The following is a 16,483-nucleotide window of genomic DNA, read 5'->3' as shown; positions in this document are numbered from 1 at the left end:
TCGTTGAATTTCGCACCAGGGATGACCGCGGTGCCATCGTGGAGATTCTCGAGGTGTTTCAGTACGAGGGGTCGGATGAGTTGTTCATTCGGCTCATCGATCAGCCCGTGAGTGTCCGACTGGTGCAATGGGCAGTCCAGGAGGCTGCCCGCAGGCTGTCCTGACGGGCAGAACAGCACGACGAGGGCGCTCGGCCGAGTCACCGGCCGAGCGCCTTCGGCATACCCGGCCCGTGCTTGAGCGCAAGCCGCCCGACACTGGACTTGACGGCCTGTGACTTTGCCTAACTGACAGCTCCTCAACAGCAACCGTTCCTACGGTGCCGTGTCCATGACAGACACCTCAGAGGCGCGTTTCGGGCGCCGTACCGTTCTGGTCGCCACCGGAGCCACCGCCGCCACGCTGGCCGTGGGTGCCGCCGCCGCGACCGACTCCCCCGCCGCCACCGCCCCGGCCACCGCCCCCGTGGCCGCGGCGGCCGTCTGCACCCTCACGAAGGAGATGACCGAAGGCCCCTACTACCTCGACGGACAGTACGTCCGCTCCGACATCAGCGAGGGCAAGGCGGGCATCCCGCTGAAGCTGACCCTCACCGTCGTCGACGACGACACCTGCGCGCCCCTGTCCAACGCCCTCGTCGAGCTCTGGCACGCCGACGCCCTCGGCGAGTACTCCGGCTTCGTCGGCAACAACGGCCACAACGAGCCCGACAACGGCACCTTCCTGCGCGGCGGGGTCCTGACGAACTCCAGCGGCGTCGCGGCGATCACGACCGTCTACCCCGGGTGGTACCGGGGCCGCTGCGTCCACATCCACGTCAAGGTCCACACGAACGTCACCCTGACCTCGGACGGCTCCTTCACCGGCGGCCAGGAGATCCACACCGGCCAGCTCTTCTTCAACGAGACGATCACGACCCGTGTCGCGGCGGTCTCCCCGTACTCGACCAACACCGTCCCGCGCACCACCCTCGCCCAGGACTCCATCTACGACGACGGAGGCGCCGCGTCCGGGCTGCTCACCCTGACGGCGCTGGGCAGCTCGACGTCCTCCGGATACGCGGGGACGCTGACGCTCGGCGTCGAGAGCAGCTGAGGCGACACGCGTTCCCGGGGCGGTACGGGATTCTCGTACCGCCCCTTGCGTACCTCCCGTCGCGCCCCCTTACGGCAACAGCTCAGGGTTGCCGGCGAGTTCGCGCAACTGCTTCTTCGTCAGGGGAAGGGAGTCGAGCACCGGGCCCGGGGATCCCTCGCCCGTGATGCCGTCGTTGTCCTCGATGTAGAGGACCGGGCCCTTCCGCGAGTAGACGGTGGCGACGATGTCCCGCCCCCAGGAGGACTTACCCGTAAAGCCCTGGATGTGCAGCACGTTACCGTTCGGCAGTGTCTCGGACTCGCAGATGGTTCCGGCGTGCACTTCTCGGCACGGATCCATCGGCATGCCCCCCATCGGCCGATGGTCCACGACGCGGACCCGGAGGATGCCGACACCGCCGTCCCTGCTGACCGTGTAGTCCCCGTCGTACGGCCCCAAGCGGTCCGTCGGCTTCGCCGGCAGCGGTCCGAACGTCAGCACGGTGCGCCGCTCCTTCAGGGACACCTCACGCACCGTGCCGACCCCGGGCGGCAGCAGCTCGGCGAAGGAGGCCGCCCGGGACCGTTCCGCGGCCGTGTCGACGGCCTTCCCGTCGGGCAGGAAACCCGCCCCGAAGCCCACCGCGCCCACCGCGACGACGGCCGCCGTCACCAGCCCGCGCCGCCGCCACCGCACCCTCGCCGCCCGCGCGAAGACCGTGTCGGCGCCGGGCGACGTCGGAGCCGGGACACCGTCCACGGCCCGCCCCAGCAGCGTGCGCACGTCCGGGTCGTTCACTTCCGGGCCGTTCACTCCCGTGACGTTCATACGTGCTCCTCCCGCACCACGGCCCGCAGCGCCGCCAGTCCTCTCGCCGTATGGCTCTTCACCGTGCTCTCCCGCATCCCGAGCAGCTCGGCGGTGGCGGCGACGCTGAGGTCCTCCCAGTAGCGCAGCACCAGCACCGCCCGCTGTTTGGGCGTGAGCTGCGCGAGGGCGGCCCGCACCATCAGCCCGGTGTCGTTGTCCGTCGTCCGCTCGGGCACCTCGGGCAACTCGCCGTAAGCGTGCTCGCGCCGCCAGAAGCGTCTGCGTGCGGTGATGAAGGAGTTGACCAGCGTCCTGCGCGCATAGGCCTCGAGATCGTCCAGCCGCCCGTGCCGGCGCGCTCCGAGGACGACCCTGACCAGCGTGGTCTGCACGAGGTCCTCGGCCTCGTCGCGGTTGCCGCACAGCAGGTACGCGCTGCGGAACAGCGCCGTGCGTCTGCCCTCGACGAAGGCGTGCAGAGCAGCTTCCGCGCCCCGCGTCATCCCTCCCCCTCTCCCGGCCCTCCCGTCGTACGGACCGTCTCACCCCTTCCAGTGCGGTGGGGATGCAGGAAGGACGCAGAAGACGCGGTACGAATTCCGTCAGCGCAGCCGCGGTGGCGTCCAGTCGGCGTGGCGGAGGACGGCGCGCAGGGTCGCTTCGGAGGGGGCCAGGCGGAGGGCGGTGTCGCGGAGGGCGACGGCGAGGGGGTGGGTGAGCCGGTGGCCCATCCGGCCGGCCTGGCGGGCGGCGCGGGCGACGGACCGGGTGCGCGGTCGGCGTTCGGCGTCGTAGCGGCGCAGGGCCGATGGGATGGTGGGTTCGACGGCGAGGCAGGCGGCGAGGACGGCGGCGTCCTCCAGGGCCTGGCTCGCGCCCTGGCCGAGGTTGGGGGTCATGGCGTGGGCGGCGTCGCCGAGGACCGCGATGCGGTCGCCGACGGTGAAGCTGGGCAGGGGGGTGACCAGTTCGTGGATGTCGTGGTGGAGGACGTCTTCCGGGCGGGTCGCGTCCAGCAGTGCGGGGACGGTGTCGTGCCAGCCGTGGAAGCGGCGGCGCATCGCGGCGAGGGGGTCGGGGTGGCGGACGCCCGGCGGTGAGGTGAGCACCGCGTGCCACTCGGCCCGCCCGTCGGCGAAGACGATGTGCCCGAACTCGGCGCCCGGACCCCAGGTCAGTTCGAGGTCGGAGCACAGGCCGGGGAAAGGGTGCTCGGTGATGGCCCGCAGGACCGTCGAGCCGCTGTGGACGGGGCCGGGGTGGCCGGGGAACAACTCGGCACGCAGGCGGCTGTGCACCCCGTCGGCTACGACGATCAGATCCGCGTCGCCCGCATCGCCCACGTCGGTCACCTCCACGCCGGTCTTCACCGCCTCGGCGGGCAGCGCCTCGCGCAGGACGCGGTGCAGGTCGGCCCGGAGGATGCCGACGACGGGGGTGCCCAGCCGGCGTTCCAGGGCCGCGCCGTCCATCCGGGCCAGCCAGCGGCCGTCGGGGGTGCGGTTCCCGCCGGTGTGGAGGGGGCGGGCGGCGGCCCGTATCGCCTCGCCGACGCCGAGTGCCTCCAACGCCCGTACGCCGTTGGCGTGCAGGGAGATTCCGGCCCCCACCTCGGCGAACGCGGGGGCGCGTTCGAGGACGGTGACCTCCCAGCCGACGAGACGCAGCCCGAGGGCCGCGGCCAGACCGCCGATTCCGCCGCCCACGACGACCGCGGTGTTGCCCATGCCGCACCACTCCCTTTCTACAGCTGTAGAAGAAGAGTACTCACCCTCTCTACAGGTGTAGAAAGGGAGGGTGCTCGAAGAACGCCCTGACCACCCTGACCGCCGCGACCGCCGTACGCTCCTCGCCGACGCCGCCGTCGACGTCCTCGCCGAGTCGGGGATACGGGGCCTGACCCACCGCGCGGTGGACCGGGCGGCCGGACTGCCGCCGGGGACGACGTCGGCGTACTTCCGCACCCGCCAGGCCCTGTTGACGGCTCTGGTCCGACGGCTGGTGGCGCTGGACCAGGCGGAGCTCCAGGAGATCGGCGCCGCGACCCCGGTGCCGCGCGACACGGAGGAGCTGGTGGCCGGCCTGGTCGCCTTCTGCGCCCTCCGGCTCACCGGGGAGGGGCGGCGGCGCACCCTCGCCCGGTACGCGTGCGCGATCGAGAGCGTGCACCACCCCGAGCTGCGGGAGATCCTCGTCCCGCGCGAGAACGCGGGCCGCCGGGTGGCGGTCGCGTTCCTGTCCCGGGAAGGGGTGCGGGACGCGGAGGAGCGGACGGTCACCCTGCTCACCTGCGTGGACGGCCTGGTCTTCGACCGGCTGGTGAACGGGGGCGCGGTGACGGAGGAGGAGATCCGGGGGCTGGTCGCTTCGGCGCTGCGGTGATCACCCGAGCGGTCGGGCCTGCGCCCTTCTCATGATCCCGAGCCACCCTGGTACGTCCACCTCCGCCCGCACGGTCTTGCCCGGCGGCGGCTCCCGGTCCACCACCTCCCAGCGGGCGGCCAGCGCGTCGACCAGGAACAGGCCACGGCCGGCCTCGTCGAGCGGGCCCACGTTCCGTACGGCGGCGGGGCCGGGCGGACGCGGATCCGTGAGCGTGTCGCTGACCTCGACCCGGACACTCCCCGGCACGAGCGACAGCCGCAGCTCGAAGTCCCGGCCCGGGACGCGGCCATGGGTCACGGCGTTCGCCGTCAGTTCGGCGACGATCACCGCTACGGCGTCCGAGACGTCCGTGCCGTGCGGGATGCCCCAGGCGTCGAGCTGGTTCAGGGCGAGGTGCCGGGCGAGCCGGGCACCTCGCGGTGTCGCACTCAGGCGCTGGCTGAACACACGTACGGTAACCAGGGGTTGGGAGGTGGGTCGTGCTGTCATGGGGCCAATCTGGCGGGTCCCGGCGGGGCTTCACCAGGCAGGAGCCGCGTACGCTCGCGCAGCGTACGCGGTGACTCACTGGACAGTACTGGTGACGCGGCGTGACCATGTGTGCGGGAGGTGACCGATGGTGGTCGACGGACGCGTGGGTGCGTGCAGCAGCGGTGAGCCGGAGTCGTCGGACAGTCTGCGGACGTTCGGGGCGGTGGTGCAGGCGCTGCGGGAGTTCCAGGGGCTGAGCAGGGAGGAGTTCGGGGACCTGGTGGGGTTCTCCAAACACACGGTGGCATCCGTGGAGTTGGGGAGGCGGATGCCGGATGTGGACTTCGTCGAGGCGGCGGAGAAGGCTCTCGGGAACACGGGGGCGTTAAGGCGCGGGGCGGAGTATCTGGAGCGGCAACCGGGGCTGGCGGCCTGGTTCCGGCGGTGGGCGGCGTTGGAGAAGCTGGCGATCAGCCTCTTCAACTACGAGTGCCGCATGATCCCCGGACTGCTCCAGACGGAGACGTACGCTCGGCAGCTCTTCACCGACGAGCTGCCGCCACTGAACGACGAGCAGATCGAGGCCAACTGGGCCGCACGGTCGGAACGGCAGAAGCTGCTGAGCGAGCGCCCGAACACCGCCTTCAATTTCATCATCGAGGAGCACGTGCTGCTGCGGCGGACCGGCGGTGTGACAGTCACCCGAGAGTCCATCGATCACCTGCTGAACGTCTGCAAGTTGCGCAACGTCGAGATCCAGATCATGCCGTTGGAGCAGCCGTCCCACGCCGGTCTGCACGGCCCGATCGCCTTGCTGGAGACGCCGAAGCACAAGTGGTTCGGATACAGCGAGGGCCAGCAAAGCGGCCAACTCATCTCCGACCCAAAAGGGATCAGCGTGCTCCAGAGCCGGTATGCCAGGATTCGTTCACAGGCTCTCACCTTCCAAGACTCCGTGAGCCTGTTGCAACGGATGCGAGGGGACCTATGAGCACGTCCGAACTGGCCTGGTTCAAGAGCAGCTACAGCAGTGGCTCCGGCGACAACTGCATCGAAGTCGCCACCCTCCCCGGCCACATCCACGTCCGCGACTCCAAGGACAAGGACGGCCCCCCGCACCCCCTCCCCCCCCCCGCGTGGGCCGACTTCGTCGCCCACGCGGCCGAGTGACCGTAGAGCCACGGAGAGGGGGGCCGCCCGCCGAGGCGGGCGGCCCCTTCTCTCACTTGGCCGGGCACTCCTTCCAGGCCATGTGGTACACGGTGCTGATGTCGCCGTCGGTCGAGTCCATCGTCATGAAGCTGACCCTGCTCGGCGACGACGTCCCGGCGTTCACGCGCAGCTCGGTGTTGATGTTGAAGTTGCGCTGGACACCGCAGGGCGCGTAGACGAGCTGGGCCCAGTCCGTGGTGTCGGTGGCCTGCCAGTTGTCGTTGTAGGCGCCGGTGAAGTTGTGGTTCTTGAACACCGTGCTGGACGAGCCCTGGAAGTAGTACGAGGCCCGCTGGACCGCGCTCGCGCCGGGCTGGAGTGAGGCGAAGCCCCGGTAGTCCGCGCTGGCGATGGCGTAGGTGAAGCCCTGCGGGACGTGGACGACCAGGCTGAGCTGGCAGTTCTTGCGGAACGCCGTGGGGTCGGAGTTGCCGCCGACCTGGGCGAGGTAGTCGCTGTAGGTCACCGTGAACGCGGTGTTGTCCTCGGAGACGGCGACGGCGGCGGTGCCCTGGGGGCAGCCGGAGCCGTTGACCGTGGCGACGTTGATGACGATCTTGTCCGGGGGCGGGTCGACGAACCCGGTGGACGGGTTGTGGGCGGGCAGTACGGCCGTGACGAGAGCGGCGGCGGCGCCGCCCAGGAGCAACCCAGCTGGCATGGTCTCTCCCCTTCGGTCGGATCGGTGGGGGGTGGATGCGCCCGGGATCCGCACAGCAACTCTGTGAAGAATCAATGGAGTTGCTGTGAAGAGCCGGGGCGATCGCATCGTAGGGAGCCGCCTGGGACTCGCCCAGACCGAACTCCGGCCATTCACCCCGGCCCGTTCACACGCCTTCTCAGGACACGAGGGGCTGCTCCTCCGACTCGGTCAGCCTCACGGTGCACAGGCCGCCGCGTTCGGCCTTCACCTCCGTCACCTTGAGCTGCGTACCCGGCAGCAGGATGAACTCCTCCTCGCCCGTGAACGCGGAGAAGTCGCGGATGCCGACGGCGCGGGCGGGCTGCACCTCGAAGAGCGTCCGCTTGCCGCGGCTGCCGAGGAAGGACCGCGCCACGCCGAGCTGCGACGTGCAGGAGGACACGCCCCACCAGGTCACGGTCCGTCCGACCGGGTACTGCGCCCGCAGGTCCAGCGGCACGCCGCGCCACAGCGGCTGCGTGCGAACGGGAAGGCCCGACACCGCCGAGAAGAGCAGGCGCAGGTAAGGGAGGTACGGGACGACCTTCGACCGGTCCGGGGCGCGCAGGATGGCGTTGATCTCCCGGTAGAACGCGGACTCGCAGGTGTAGAGGTAGAGCGCGGCGATGGCGTCGGCGGACAGGTCGCCGCCGGCCGTTTCGTCCACCCGCCGCTTGCCGAACTCGTGCGACCGCTGGACGTGCCGGTCGAGACCGGACAGCAGCTCGGCGACGGGGCCGACGGCGTCACGGAAGTCCATGAGCGGGGTGTCGAACACGCCGGTGATCGCGGGCAGGACGAGTCCCTCGTCCTTGACGCTGGAGAGCCGCTCCAGATAGAGCTGGTGCAGTTCCATGGTGGACGCGATGAACGCCCCCATGCGCTCGGCGACACCGCCGTCCGTGCCGCCGGCCTCCGCCGCGTGCTGGTCCCAGCCGCTGCTCGGCAGCCAGTCGACGGCGTCCGCGCCCACCGAGGCCAGGGCGTCGTTCACCATGCCGAAGTGGTCGCCGTCGCAGAAGATGTCACCCTGGGCGGCCGGGTTGGGGTGGTCGATGTGCCGCACCTCGACCTCGGGATACTTCTTCTGGAGCTGGAGGACGACCTTCTTCAGGTTGCGGGCGTGGGCACCCCACCACGCGAAGACGACACCGCGGTCCTCCTCGTCGGCGTTCTGCTTGGCCCTGAGGATCTCCTCGACGATCCGCTCGGCGACCGGACGCCAGAACGCGGTGTGCGGGTCGGCTCCCCTCGGCCCGTCGCTGCTGGCGGTGAGCGCCGCGTTCAGCAGCAGGACGCCCTGGGTGAGCATCGCCTGGAACCATTCCGGCGGCTGGACGGTGTCCTGCTTCTTCAACAGCGCGCGGACGTCGGCTATCGGCGTCTTCTTCGGAATGCCGTACTTCCACATCGCCGCCGCCTTGATGATGCAGCGGATGCTGACGACCCTGCCGAACTGGCTGTCCTTCCAGTCGTGGAAGGTGTTGTCGAACATGGCGATGCCGGTGGCGCTCTCCGGCCGCGGGTAGGGGTTCTGGCCGAAGATCACGACCTTCCACTTGTGCGGCGGGTTGGGCTTGAGCGCCTGGAAGGTCAGTTCACGGACGGGCACGACGTCCGGGCCACGGCCCGGGCCGATGAAGGAGGCGGCGTTCGGCTGCGCCTCGATGACCGGCTTCAGCAGCGGAAGCCACGGTTCACCGCCGCCCTTGAACAGTTCGGCGAGGGCCAGCGGGTCGTTCGGGTCGGGCTGGGCGGGGGCGTTGGCATCGATCATGTCCGGGAAGCTAGCAGCGGGGTACGACAACGCGGCCGGCCGACCGGCTTCCCCAACTGCGTTGTCAGTGGGGCACGGTAGCGTCCTGATCAGTGGCAGGACCGTTTCCCGACGGGAGTGTGGAAGATGACTGTGAACCGCGTGCAGCCGCCGCTCAGGGTGGTGTTGACCGACATCAACACGAAGGTGGTGGAGGCATGGCGGGCGGCGTTCGCCGACACCCCCGGGATCGAGATCCGCAAGGGCTCGATCCTCGACGAGAAGGTCGACGCCTGGGTCAGCCCGACCAACTCCCGCGGCCTGATGAACGGCGGGGTGGACGCCGCCGTCAAGCGGCACCTCGGGGCGGGGATCCAGCTGCGCGTCCAGCGGGCGATCCGCGACCGGTTCGCCGGCAGGCTCCCGGTGGGCAGCGCGGTGTGCGTCCCGTCCGGGGCGGTCAACCCGAGGTTCCTGATCTCGACGCCGACCATGGAGCAGTCCTCGCAGAACGTGAGCGAGACGCTGAACGTGGCCCTGGCCTGCGCCGCCGCGTTCCAGGCGATCCACCGGCAGAACAGCGAGGCGCCCGGCAGCATCGAGTCGGTGGCGCTGGTCGGCATGGGCGCCCGGACCGGCCGGGTACCGGCGCGCGTGTGCGCCAACCTGATGTGGACGGGCTACACGCTGTTCAACGACTACTCCTTCGAGGACTACGACGACCTGCGCAGCACGATCGTCGCGCAGCTCGACGACATAGAAAGCGCACCCGCCGAGACCCGGGTCCGCATCTCCCCGCCCGAGCGCCCGTCCTCCCGTCGCTGACGGACACCTCCACCTGGCTTCCTACGGGTTCTCCCAGGCCGCCGGTTCCGCCGCCAGGGCCTTCACCGGGTCCGGGAGGGCGTCCGCCGCGATGTCGGCGACCGTGACGCCCTCCAGGATCTTGCGGACGTTGGCGCGCAGCGCGATCCAGAGCGGGAGGAGGGGTTGGGCGGTGCCGGTGTAGGTGAGGCCCGTCGGGCGTTCGCCCCGGACCGACACGATGGGGCCGTCCACCGCCCTGATGACGTCCGCGACCGTGATGCTCTCGGGGGCGCGGGCGAGCCGGTAGCCGCCGCCCCCGCCGCGCCGGCTGTCGACGATCCCGCCGCGCCGCAGGTCGCCGAGGATCCCCTCCAGGAACTTGTGCGGAATGTCCTGTGCGGCGGAGATCGTCTCCGCCTTCACCGGGTCGCCGTCGCCGCCGTGGCGTACGGCGAGCTCCAGTACCGCCCGTACCGCGTAGTCCGCGCGTGCCGAGATCCTCATGGCGACCATTGTCCGGTGCGCCGCCGTACGACGGCGCACCGGAGGTCACCGGGTCACGCCAGCCGGATGACGTTCCAGGACAGCGGCTCCAGCGTCGCCGTCAGCGTCCCGTCGGTCACCGTCGTGCCCTCGGCCGGGTGCGGGGCGACCCGCTCGGGGTCGGCGAGGGTGTTGCGGGCGTCCGGGTCGGCGTCGGAGAGCACGCTGTGCTCGACGAGCCGCGCGACACCGAGACCGCTCAGGGCCACTTCCAGGGGGAGCGGCTCGGTCCGGCTGCGGTTGACGGCGAACACGGTGACCGTGCCGTCCTCCGCCCGGACGGCGGTGGCGTGCAGCAGGTCCGCCTCGCCGTACTTCTTCGTCTCGTACGTCGGTGAGTCGACGCGGACGTCGAGGACCTCGCCCCGGCCGTACCGGGACGCCTGCGCGAACGGGAAGAACGTCGTCTGCCGCCAGGCCGGGCCGCCCGGCTCGGTGAGGATCGGCGCGATGACGTTGACGAGCTGGGCGAGGCAGGCGACCGTCACGCGGTCGGCGTGGCGGAGCAGGGCGATGAGGAGGGAACCGAAGACGACCGCGTCCAGGACGCTGTAGTTGTCCTCCAGGAGGCGGGGGGCCTCCGGCCAGTCGGTGGGGTCGCTGGTGCGGGCGTGCTCCTCCCACCGGGACAGGTACCAGACGTTCCACTCGTCGAAGGACAGGTTGATCTTCTTCTTCGACTTCAGCCGCGCGCCCACGTGGTCGCAGGTGGCGACGACGTTCTCGATGAAGGACTCCATGTCGACGGCCGACGCCAGGAAGGAGTCCACGTCGCCGTCGTGCGGCTCGTAGTAGGCGTGCAGGGAGATGTAGTCGACCAGGTCGTACGTCTCCTGCAGGACCTTCGCCTCCCATTCGGCGAACGTCGGCATCGACTGGCCCGAGCTGCCGCAGGCGACCAGTTCGACGGCCGGGTCGATCTGGCGCATCGCCCGGGCCGTCTCGGCGGCGACCCGGCCGTACTCCTCGGCCGTCTTGTGGCCGGTCTGCCAGGGGCCGTCCATCTCGTTGCCCAGGCACCACAGCCGGATGCCGAACGGCTCCTTGTCGCCGTGCGCGATCCGCTGCTCGGAGAGCGCGGTGCCGGCCGGGTGGTTGGCGTACTCCTGGAGCTCCAGGGCCTCGGCCACGCCTCGGGTGCCCAGGTTGAGGGCCATCATCGGTTCGGCCTGCGGGCCGATCTTCTTCAGGAAGGCGATGTACTCGGAGAGGCCGAAACGGTTCGTCTCCGTGGACCGCCAGGCCAGGTCGAGGCGCCGGGGGCGGTCCCCGGCGGGGCCCACCGAGTCCTCCCACTTGTAGCCGGAGACGAAGTTGCCGCCGGGGTAGCGGATGGCGGTGACGCCGAGTTCGCGGACCAGTTCGAGGACGTCCGTGCGGAGGCCTTCGGCGTCGGCGGTGGGGTGGCCGGGTTCGTAGATGCCGGTGTAGACGCAGCGGCCGAGGTGTTCGACGAAGGAGCCGAAGAGGCGGGGGTTCACCTTGCCGATCTTGAAGGCGGGGTCGAGTGTGAAACGTGCGGTCTGCATGCGCGCCTTTCGAGGAGGGTGACGTGTGTTGCGTCGGCCGCTGCGGGCCGTGGTGGGTTCTCGCGCCGTCAGAGGACCTTCGGCCAGCCGTTCTTCGTCCAGCTCAGCCTGTTGAGCCCCAGCTTGGGGGTGCCGTTGTCCTCCGCGTCGTAGTAGTGGTACGCCAGCCAGTCCTTGCCCCGGTCGCGGAACACCGACTCTCCGCCCGTCCCCACGTACCGGCCGTGGCCCGCCAGCAGCAGGTCGCCGCCGCCCTCCAGCAGGGGCTTGCCCGTGCTGTCGACGTACGGACCGGTCACGGAGGTCGCGCGCCCCACCTTGATCTTGTACGTCGAGTTCACGCCCGCGCAACACGCGTCGTACGACGCGAAGAGGTAGTAGTAGCGGCCGTGGCGCACGATGTACGGGCCCTCCACCGCGTACGGCGCGTCCGGGCGGGTCGCCAGGTGGTGGACCGGGGCGTCGGTGACCGCCTTCCCTGTCCTCGGGTTCAGTTCGACCATGCGGATGCCCGTCCAGTAGGAGCCGAAGGACATCCACAGCCTGCCGTCGGCCTGGGTGACGGCGGGGTCGATGGCGTTCCAGGAGTCGGTGCGTTCGGAGGTGAAGACCTTGCCGTGGTCGGTCCAGGTGCCGGGGAGGCCGGTCCGGGAGGTGGCGACGCCGATCGCGGAGTGGTTGGACCCCCAGGAGGAGACGGCGTAGTAGAGCCAGTACCGGCCGGCGCGGTAGGAGATGTCGGGGGCCCACGGGTCGCCGGTGGAGTTGTACTCGTACCACCAGCTCGGGGGTTCGGCGAAGGCGTTGCCGGCGTCGTCCCAGTGGACGCGGTCCTCGGACGTGCGGGCGCCGATGACGCCGCCGGTCGAGTAGGCGACGTAGCCGCCGGTCCTGAGGCGGATGACGGTGGGGTCGTGGATGATCTGCTGGCCGGTGACGGTCTGGGGGTCGGGGTAGGTGACGTCGGCCGCGGCCGTGGTCGGCAGCAGGGCGAGGAGGGCCGCGGCGACGGTCGCCGCGATGCTGAGACGCTTCAAGTGCGTAGCTCCTTACGGGGAGTTACTGGCCCGCGAGGCCGGTGTGCGCGACACCCGCCACGATCTGGCGCTGGAAGAAGACGAAGACGATGATCAGCGGCAGGCCGGCCATGAGTCCGCCGGCCATGAGCTGGGCCCACTGGATGCCGTAGGAGTTCATGACGGTCGCGATGCCGTTCGGCATGGTCATCAGGTCGGGGTTGTTGGTCACCATGTACGGCCACAGGAAGTTGTTCCAGGAGGCGATGAAGGTGAAGATGCCGACCGCCGCGAGGGACGGGCGGGCCAGCGGAACCACGATCGTGAAGAAGACCCGCCAGCGGCCCGCCCCGTCGATGAAGGCCGCTTCCTCCAGTTCGCGGGGGATGCCCTGGAAGAACTTGTAGAGGATGTAGACCATCGCGGCGGGGGCGCACTGCGGGAGGATCATGCCCCAGTAGGTGTCGACCATTCCCATCTGCTGGACGGTGGTGAAGAGCGGGACGCCGAGGACCGCCGGGGAGATCATCAGGCCCGACATGACGATGCCCATGAGCACGCTCTTGCCGCGGAACTCGGTGCGGGCGAAGCCGTATCCGGCGAGCGCGCTGACCGCCAGCACGACGGTGGTGACGCAGACCGAGACCACCAGGGAGTTGACGAACCAGTTGGTGATGTTGCCGGTCTCCCACAGTGCCTTCCACGCCTGGCCCGTCCAGACCTTCGGCAGCCAGTGCGGCGGGATCTCGGCCGCCTCCGCCTCGGACTTGAGGGAGGTGAGCAGGGCCGCGGCGATCGGCGCCACGAAGACGGCGGAGACGGCGACGCCGAGCAGCGTGAGGACGATCTGGCTGGGCGTCCAGGGCTTGCGGGACCTGGTGCGTACGGTGCGTACGGTCGTCTCGGTGGTGGTCATCGTCTCGGCGGTGGTCATCGGCCGCCCTCCTCACGGTTGCGCAGCAGCCACATCCGCGCCAGGGCGACGACTGCGATGATCACGAAGAAGATGATGGACATCGCGGAGGCGTAGCCCACGCGGTAGCTGGTGAAGCCCTGTTCGAGGGTGTACTGGACGAAGGAGCGGGTGCTGACCTCCGGTCCCGGTCCGAAGTCCATCATCACGACGGCCTGGTCGAACAGTTGCAGCGAGGCGAGGATCTGGAGCGCGATCACCAGGCCGGTGATGTTGCGCAGCATCGGCAGCGTGATGTGGACGATGCGGTGCCAGGCGTTCGCGCCGTCGAGCTTCGCGGCCTCGTACAGGTGGTCCGGGATGCCCTGGAGGGCGGCGAGGTAGAGCAGGAAGCTGAAGCCGACCGTCCACCACAGGGTCTCGATGACGATGGCGAGCATCGCGTACGACTTGTCGGTCAGCCAGGGCGTGTCGAGCCCGAAGGTCTCGTTGATCAGGCCGATGCCCTGGGTGAACAGCCACTGGAACAGGTTGGCCGCGACCGTCGAGGGCAGCAGGAACGGCACGAAGAAGCACAGCCGCCACAGCCACTTTCCGCGTTCGATGTTGTGGGCGAGCATCGCGAGCAGGAAGGCGAGGACGGTGATGCACGGGACGACCAGCAGCGTGAAGTACGCGCTGTGGCCGAGCGCGTCCCACATCGCCGAGTCGCGCAGGGCCTCGCGGTAGTTGTCGAGGCCGACGAAGCTCGCGCCTTCGCCGGAGATGTTGGCGTCCGTGAAGCTGAGGTAGACGCCGCGCAGCAGCGGCCAGATCACGAACAGCACGAAGAGCAGCAGGAAGGGGGCAACGAACCAGCCCCCGTGCTGGAAGCCCTGCTTGCGGCGGACGGTGGCCGTCGCGGTCGCGGTCTTGGCGCGCGCCGGCGCGACGACGGTCTGAGCGCTGGTCGTCATGCGACCGCACCTCCCTGCGCGGCGGTTCTGCCGTCCATCGGGTTCTTCGAGGCGAGGAGCTTGGTGAGGTGTTTCCTCATCGTCTGCGCGACCGCGGCCGGTTTGGCGGAGCCCATGGTCGAGGAGACGACGACCGGGCCGAGGTCCTGGGCGAGGACGCCGGTGGAGCCCGCGAACCACACCTTCGGCTCGGTGGCCTGGTGGTCCATGGCGCTCACGTATTCGTTCTGCGGGGTGAGCTTCTTGTAGGCGTCCGTGGAGAGGGTCGGCGTGTACGCGGGGATGTGACCGCCGGCCGCCCACTGGAGGGCGTGCTTGACGACGTAGGCGGCGAGTTCGTGCGCGCCCTCGTTGGTGGCGCCGCCGCGTCCGGACTGGTGGGGCAGGACGAACGCGTGCGACTCGGCGTGGGTGGCCTGCTTGCCGAAGACGGGCGGCAGCGGGGTCGCGCCGTAGTCCAGTTCGGCGCCGGAGAAGACCGGTACGGACCAGTTGCCCTCCCAGGTGAAGGGGGCGCCGTTGATGAACTGTTCGCCGGTGGGGGCGCCGGGGATGACGTACCCGTCGGTGACGTGCTTGCGGAGGAACTCCAGGACCTGGGTGGCCTTGTCGGCGTCGAAGAGGACCTCGGTGTTGTCGTCGTTGAACCACTGGCCGCCCAGCTGGGTGTAGAAGGCCACGAAGAACCACCACTGGAAGTTCTGGTCGTTGGTCCACAGACCGATCGTCTGGAGCCCCTTCTTCTGGACGGCCTTGGCCCTTTTCAGCACGTCGAACCAGTCGTCGGTCGAGGTGACCGGGACGATGCGGCCGTCGTCGCCGAGCAGGTCCGCCTTCTTCAGCACGTCCTTGCGGTAGAAGCAGAGCTGGACGTGGATGTCGAGCGGGAGGGCGTAGAGCTTGCCGTCGATGACCCCGCGCTTCCACAGCGCGGGGTTGTAGTCCTGTTCCCGTACGCCGTACTTGGCGAGCAGGTCGACGTCCCAGGGGTCCAGGAGGCGGCCCGGCGAGAAGCCGGTCACCCGGCCCATGTGCATGACGCCGAGGTCGGGTGCGCGGTTGCCCGCGGCCGCCATGGCGAGCTTGGTGTAGAAGGGGTTGCCCCACTGGAGGGTGGAGTCCTTCACGTCGATGTCCGGGTTCGCCTCACGGAAGGCGTCCAGCATCGCGATCATGTTCGCGCCGTCGCCGCCGCTGAAGAGGTTCCAGTAGCGCACCCGGGTGCGCGCACTGGAGGCGAGTGCGTCGGCGCCCGTGCCCAGCGCCGCGAAGCCGAAGCTGCCCGCGACCGCGAGGCCGCCCGCCGCGGCCAGAAGTTGCCTGCGGTTGAGGCCAGGTCGTCCCATGCCCTGCCCTATCTGCTCGAAGCTCGGTTGTCCCTGTCGATCACGTTCGATATTTCGGATAGCGCTCGTCAAGTCGAACGGGACCGTACGTTTGCAGCGCTGCAACGTCAATGCCTCGCGCAGGACTTTGAAGAATTACGTTTGTTTTTGGTTGAACGAACTGTCCCGAGACCGCATGACGCGGGCAGTTCCGGACGCGTACGCTCGGACACGCCGTCACGGGGCGGTGTGAAGGGGGTTCGATGGATCTCGCGGGCACGCGCAGGACGGTGGCACGCGTCGCCTCGGCCTTGCGGCGCTCGCGGAACAGCTCCGCCATGCGCGAGTTGGCGGCCGAGCTGACCCGCGCGCTGCGGGCCAGACCCCAGTCCCCCGCCGGCGTACGCGGGTTGTGCCGGGCGCTGTGCGAGGAGATGGCCGCGCGGCGCGGCGGGCGGCCCGTGGAACTGCGCTTCGAGCGGTTCCCCGACGAGTTCGACGTGACCGGTCTGTGGGTCGAGTTCCAGGACTTCGACCTGGTCATCGTCGAGGAGCGCGCCGAGGACGTGCAGCAACTGGTCATCCTGGGACACGAGTTGTGGCATCTGCACGCGGGGCACCGGCACCACCACCACGGCGTCGGCACGGCCGCCGCGCACGCGCTGGCCGGGCGGCCCGGCTGGGACGACATCGCCCTGGCCGTCGCCGCCCGCGACGGCTCCCGCGAGGACGACGAGGCCGAGGCCGACGCCTTCGGGCACCGGCTCGCGGCGGCCTTCCGGCCGTACCTGACCGGGCGGGGCGGGCACCCGTCCCCCGACCCGGTCCAGCGGACCCTCGGCTACCGCGGACGCAGGGGCACGACGCGGTGACGTACGGGCTGGTGGCGGCCGGGAGCATCGGGCTTGTGGCCGCGGGGAACGACGGGTTCGGGGCGGCGGGAAGCAACGGCTTCGGGGCGTCCGCGAGCGTCGGGTTCGGGGCGGTGGGGAGCGGCGCGT

The 16,483-nt window shown here is 70.0% G+C and carries 18 protein-coding genes; 6 read left to right on the top strand and 12 right to left on the bottom strand.

What is annotated here, in order from left to right:
* Positions 1-330 precede the first annotated feature (330 nt).
* Positions 331-1,095: an intradiol ring-cleavage dioxygenase gene (locus ACPT94_RS03855; RefSeq protein WP_425245104.1), complete on the top strand. Its 765-nt coding sequence runs from the start codon at positions 331-333 to the stop codon at positions 1,093-1,095.
* Between the two features lie 69 nt (positions 1,096-1,164).
* On the opposite strand, the gene ACPT94_RS03850 is transcribed toward ACPT94_RS03855, so the two are convergent.
* The 3 genes from ACPT94_RS03850 to ACPT94_RS03840 form a co-directional block, all read right to left on the bottom strand.
* Positions 1,165-1,905, bottom strand: a complete 741-nt coding sequence (locus tag ACPT94_RS03850; protein WP_425245103.1) for a hypothetical protein — start codon at positions 1,903-1,905, stop codon at positions 1,165-1,167.
* On the bottom strand, positions 1,902-2,390 hold the full coding sequence (locus ACPT94_RS03845; protein WP_360343273.1) for a SigE family RNA polymerase sigma factor: 489 nt from the start codon (positions 2,388-2,390) through the stop codon (positions 1,902-1,904). The genes ACPT94_RS03850 and ACPT94_RS03845 overlap by 4 nt, the downstream gene beginning before the upstream one ends.
* Positions 2,391-2,489: 99 nt before the next feature.
* Complete coding sequence (locus ACPT94_RS03840) at positions 2,490-3,614, bottom strand: FAD-dependent monooxygenase (RefSeq protein ID WP_425245102.1); 1,125 nt, start codon at positions 3,612-3,614, stop codon at positions 2,490-2,492.
* Between the two features lie 70 nt (positions 3,615-3,684).
* On the opposite strand from ACPT94_RS03840, the gene ACPT94_RS03835 reads away from it, so the two are divergent.
* The gene (locus tag ACPT94_RS03835) at positions 3,685-4,269 is read left to right on the top strand and encodes a TetR/AcrR family transcriptional regulator (protein ID WP_425245101.1); all 585 of its coding nucleotides are present in this window, start codon (positions 3,685-3,687) and stop codon (positions 4,267-4,269) included.
* Here the strand turns inward: ACPT94_RS03835 and ACPT94_RS03830 are convergent, their stop codons facing one another.
* Positions 4,270-4,761, bottom strand: coding sequence for an ATP-binding protein (locus ACPT94_RS03830; RefSeq protein ID WP_425245100.1), 492 nt, complete (start codon positions 4,759-4,761; stop codon positions 4,270-4,272). It abuts the gene before it with no gap.
* A gap of 127 nt (positions 4,762-4,888) precedes the next feature.
* Here ACPT94_RS03830 and ACPT94_RS03825 point away from each other — a divergent pair, with 127 nt between their 5' ends.
* Positions 4,889-5,734 carry a helix-turn-helix domain-containing protein gene (locus ACPT94_RS03825; protein ID WP_425245099.1) on the top strand — a complete coding sequence of 282 codons (846 nt, stop codon included), beginning with the start codon at positions 4,889-4,891 and terminating at the stop codon, positions 5,732-5,734.
* A complete protein-coding gene (locus ACPT94_RS03820; RefSeq protein ID WP_425245098.1) occupies positions 5,731-5,913 on the top strand; it encodes a DUF397 domain-containing protein in 183 nt (60 codons plus the stop codon). The genes ACPT94_RS03825 and ACPT94_RS03820 overlap by 4 nt, the downstream gene beginning before the upstream one ends.
* A 52-nt stretch (positions 5,914-5,965) precedes the next feature.
* On the opposite strand, the gene ACPT94_RS03815 is transcribed toward ACPT94_RS03820, so the two are convergent.
* Positions 5,966-6,616 carry a DUF4360 domain-containing protein gene (locus tag ACPT94_RS03815; protein ID WP_360343255.1) on the bottom strand — a complete coding sequence of 217 codons (651 nt, stop codon included), beginning with the start codon at positions 6,614-6,616 and terminating at the stop codon, positions 5,966-5,968.
* 178 nt (positions 6,617-6,794) lie between these two features.
* A complete protein-coding gene (locus ACPT94_RS03810) occupies positions 6,795-8,414 on the bottom strand; it encodes an ADP-ribosyltransferase domain-containing protein (protein ID WP_360343252.1) in 1,620 nt (539 codons plus the stop codon).
* A 126-nt stretch (positions 8,415-8,540) separates the two neighbouring features.
* Here ACPT94_RS03810 and ACPT94_RS03805 point away from each other — a divergent pair, with 126 nt between their 5' ends.
* Positions 8,541-9,218, top strand: coding sequence for a macro domain-containing protein (locus ACPT94_RS03805; protein ID WP_360343249.1), 678 nt, complete (start codon positions 8,541-8,543; stop codon positions 9,216-9,218).
* A 21-nt stretch (positions 9,219-9,239) separates the two neighbouring features.
* Here ACPT94_RS03805 and ACPT94_RS03800 read toward each other — a convergent pair whose 3' ends face one another.
* The 6 genes from ACPT94_RS03800 to ACPT94_RS03775 all read right to left on the bottom strand — a co-directional run bounded on the left by ACPT94_RS03800 (position 9,240) and on the right by ACPT94_RS03775 (position 15,503).
* A complete protein-coding gene (locus ACPT94_RS03800) occupies positions 9,240-9,704 on the bottom strand; it encodes an RrF2 family transcriptional regulator (protein WP_360343246.1) in 465 nt (154 codons plus the stop codon).
* A gap of 53 nt (positions 9,705-9,757) precedes the next feature.
* Positions 9,758-11,272 (bottom strand): arabinosylfuranosidase ArfA, encoded by a 1,515-nt coding sequence (arfA, locus tag ACPT94_RS03795; protein WP_360343243.1) that lies wholly within the window; start codon positions 11,270-11,272, stop codon positions 9,758-9,760.
* A 68-nt stretch (positions 11,273-11,340) separates the two neighbouring features.
* A complete protein-coding gene (locus ACPT94_RS03790; protein ID WP_360343240.1) occupies positions 11,341-12,309 on the bottom strand; it encodes an arabinan endo-1,5-alpha-L-arabinosidase in 969 nt (322 codons plus the stop codon).
* 22 nt (positions 12,310-12,331) lie between these two features.
* Positions 12,332-13,222 carry a carbohydrate ABC transporter permease gene (locus tag ACPT94_RS03785; RefSeq protein ID WP_425245097.1) on the bottom strand — a complete coding sequence of 297 codons (891 nt, stop codon included), beginning with the start codon at positions 13,220-13,222 and terminating at the stop codon, positions 12,332-12,334.
* Positions 13,219-14,157 carry a carbohydrate ABC transporter permease gene (locus tag ACPT94_RS03780; RefSeq protein WP_425245096.1) on the bottom strand — a complete coding sequence of 313 codons (939 nt, stop codon included), beginning with the start codon at positions 14,155-14,157 and terminating at the stop codon, positions 13,219-13,221. The genes ACPT94_RS03785 and ACPT94_RS03780 overlap by 4 nt, the downstream gene beginning before the upstream one ends.
* The gene (locus tag ACPT94_RS03775; protein ID WP_360343231.1) at positions 14,154-15,503 is read right to left on the bottom strand and encodes an extracellular solute-binding protein; all 1,350 of its coding nucleotides are present in this window, start codon (positions 15,501-15,503) and stop codon (positions 14,154-14,156) included. Before ACPT94_RS03775 ends, ACPT94_RS03780 begins: the two co-directional genes overlap by 4 nt.
* A gap of 242 nt (positions 15,504-15,745) precedes the next feature.
* Between ACPT94_RS03775 and ACPT94_RS03770 the strand changes: the two genes are divergently transcribed.
* Positions 15,746-16,354, top strand: a complete 609-nt coding sequence (locus ACPT94_RS03770; RefSeq protein WP_425245095.1) for a toxin-antitoxin system, toxin component family protein — start codon at positions 15,746-15,748, stop codon at positions 16,352-16,354.
* The last annotated feature ends 129 nt before the right edge of the window (positions 16,355-16,483 follow it).

Source organism: Streptomyces aurantiaciflavus, from assembly GCF_049808595.1.
Classification (GTDB): domain Bacteria; phylum Actinomycetota; class Actinomycetes; order Streptomycetales; family Streptomycetaceae; genus Streptomyces.
The sequence above is the reverse complement of the archived record's forward strand: the minus strand, read 5'-3'. Positions and strand labels throughout refer to the sequence as shown.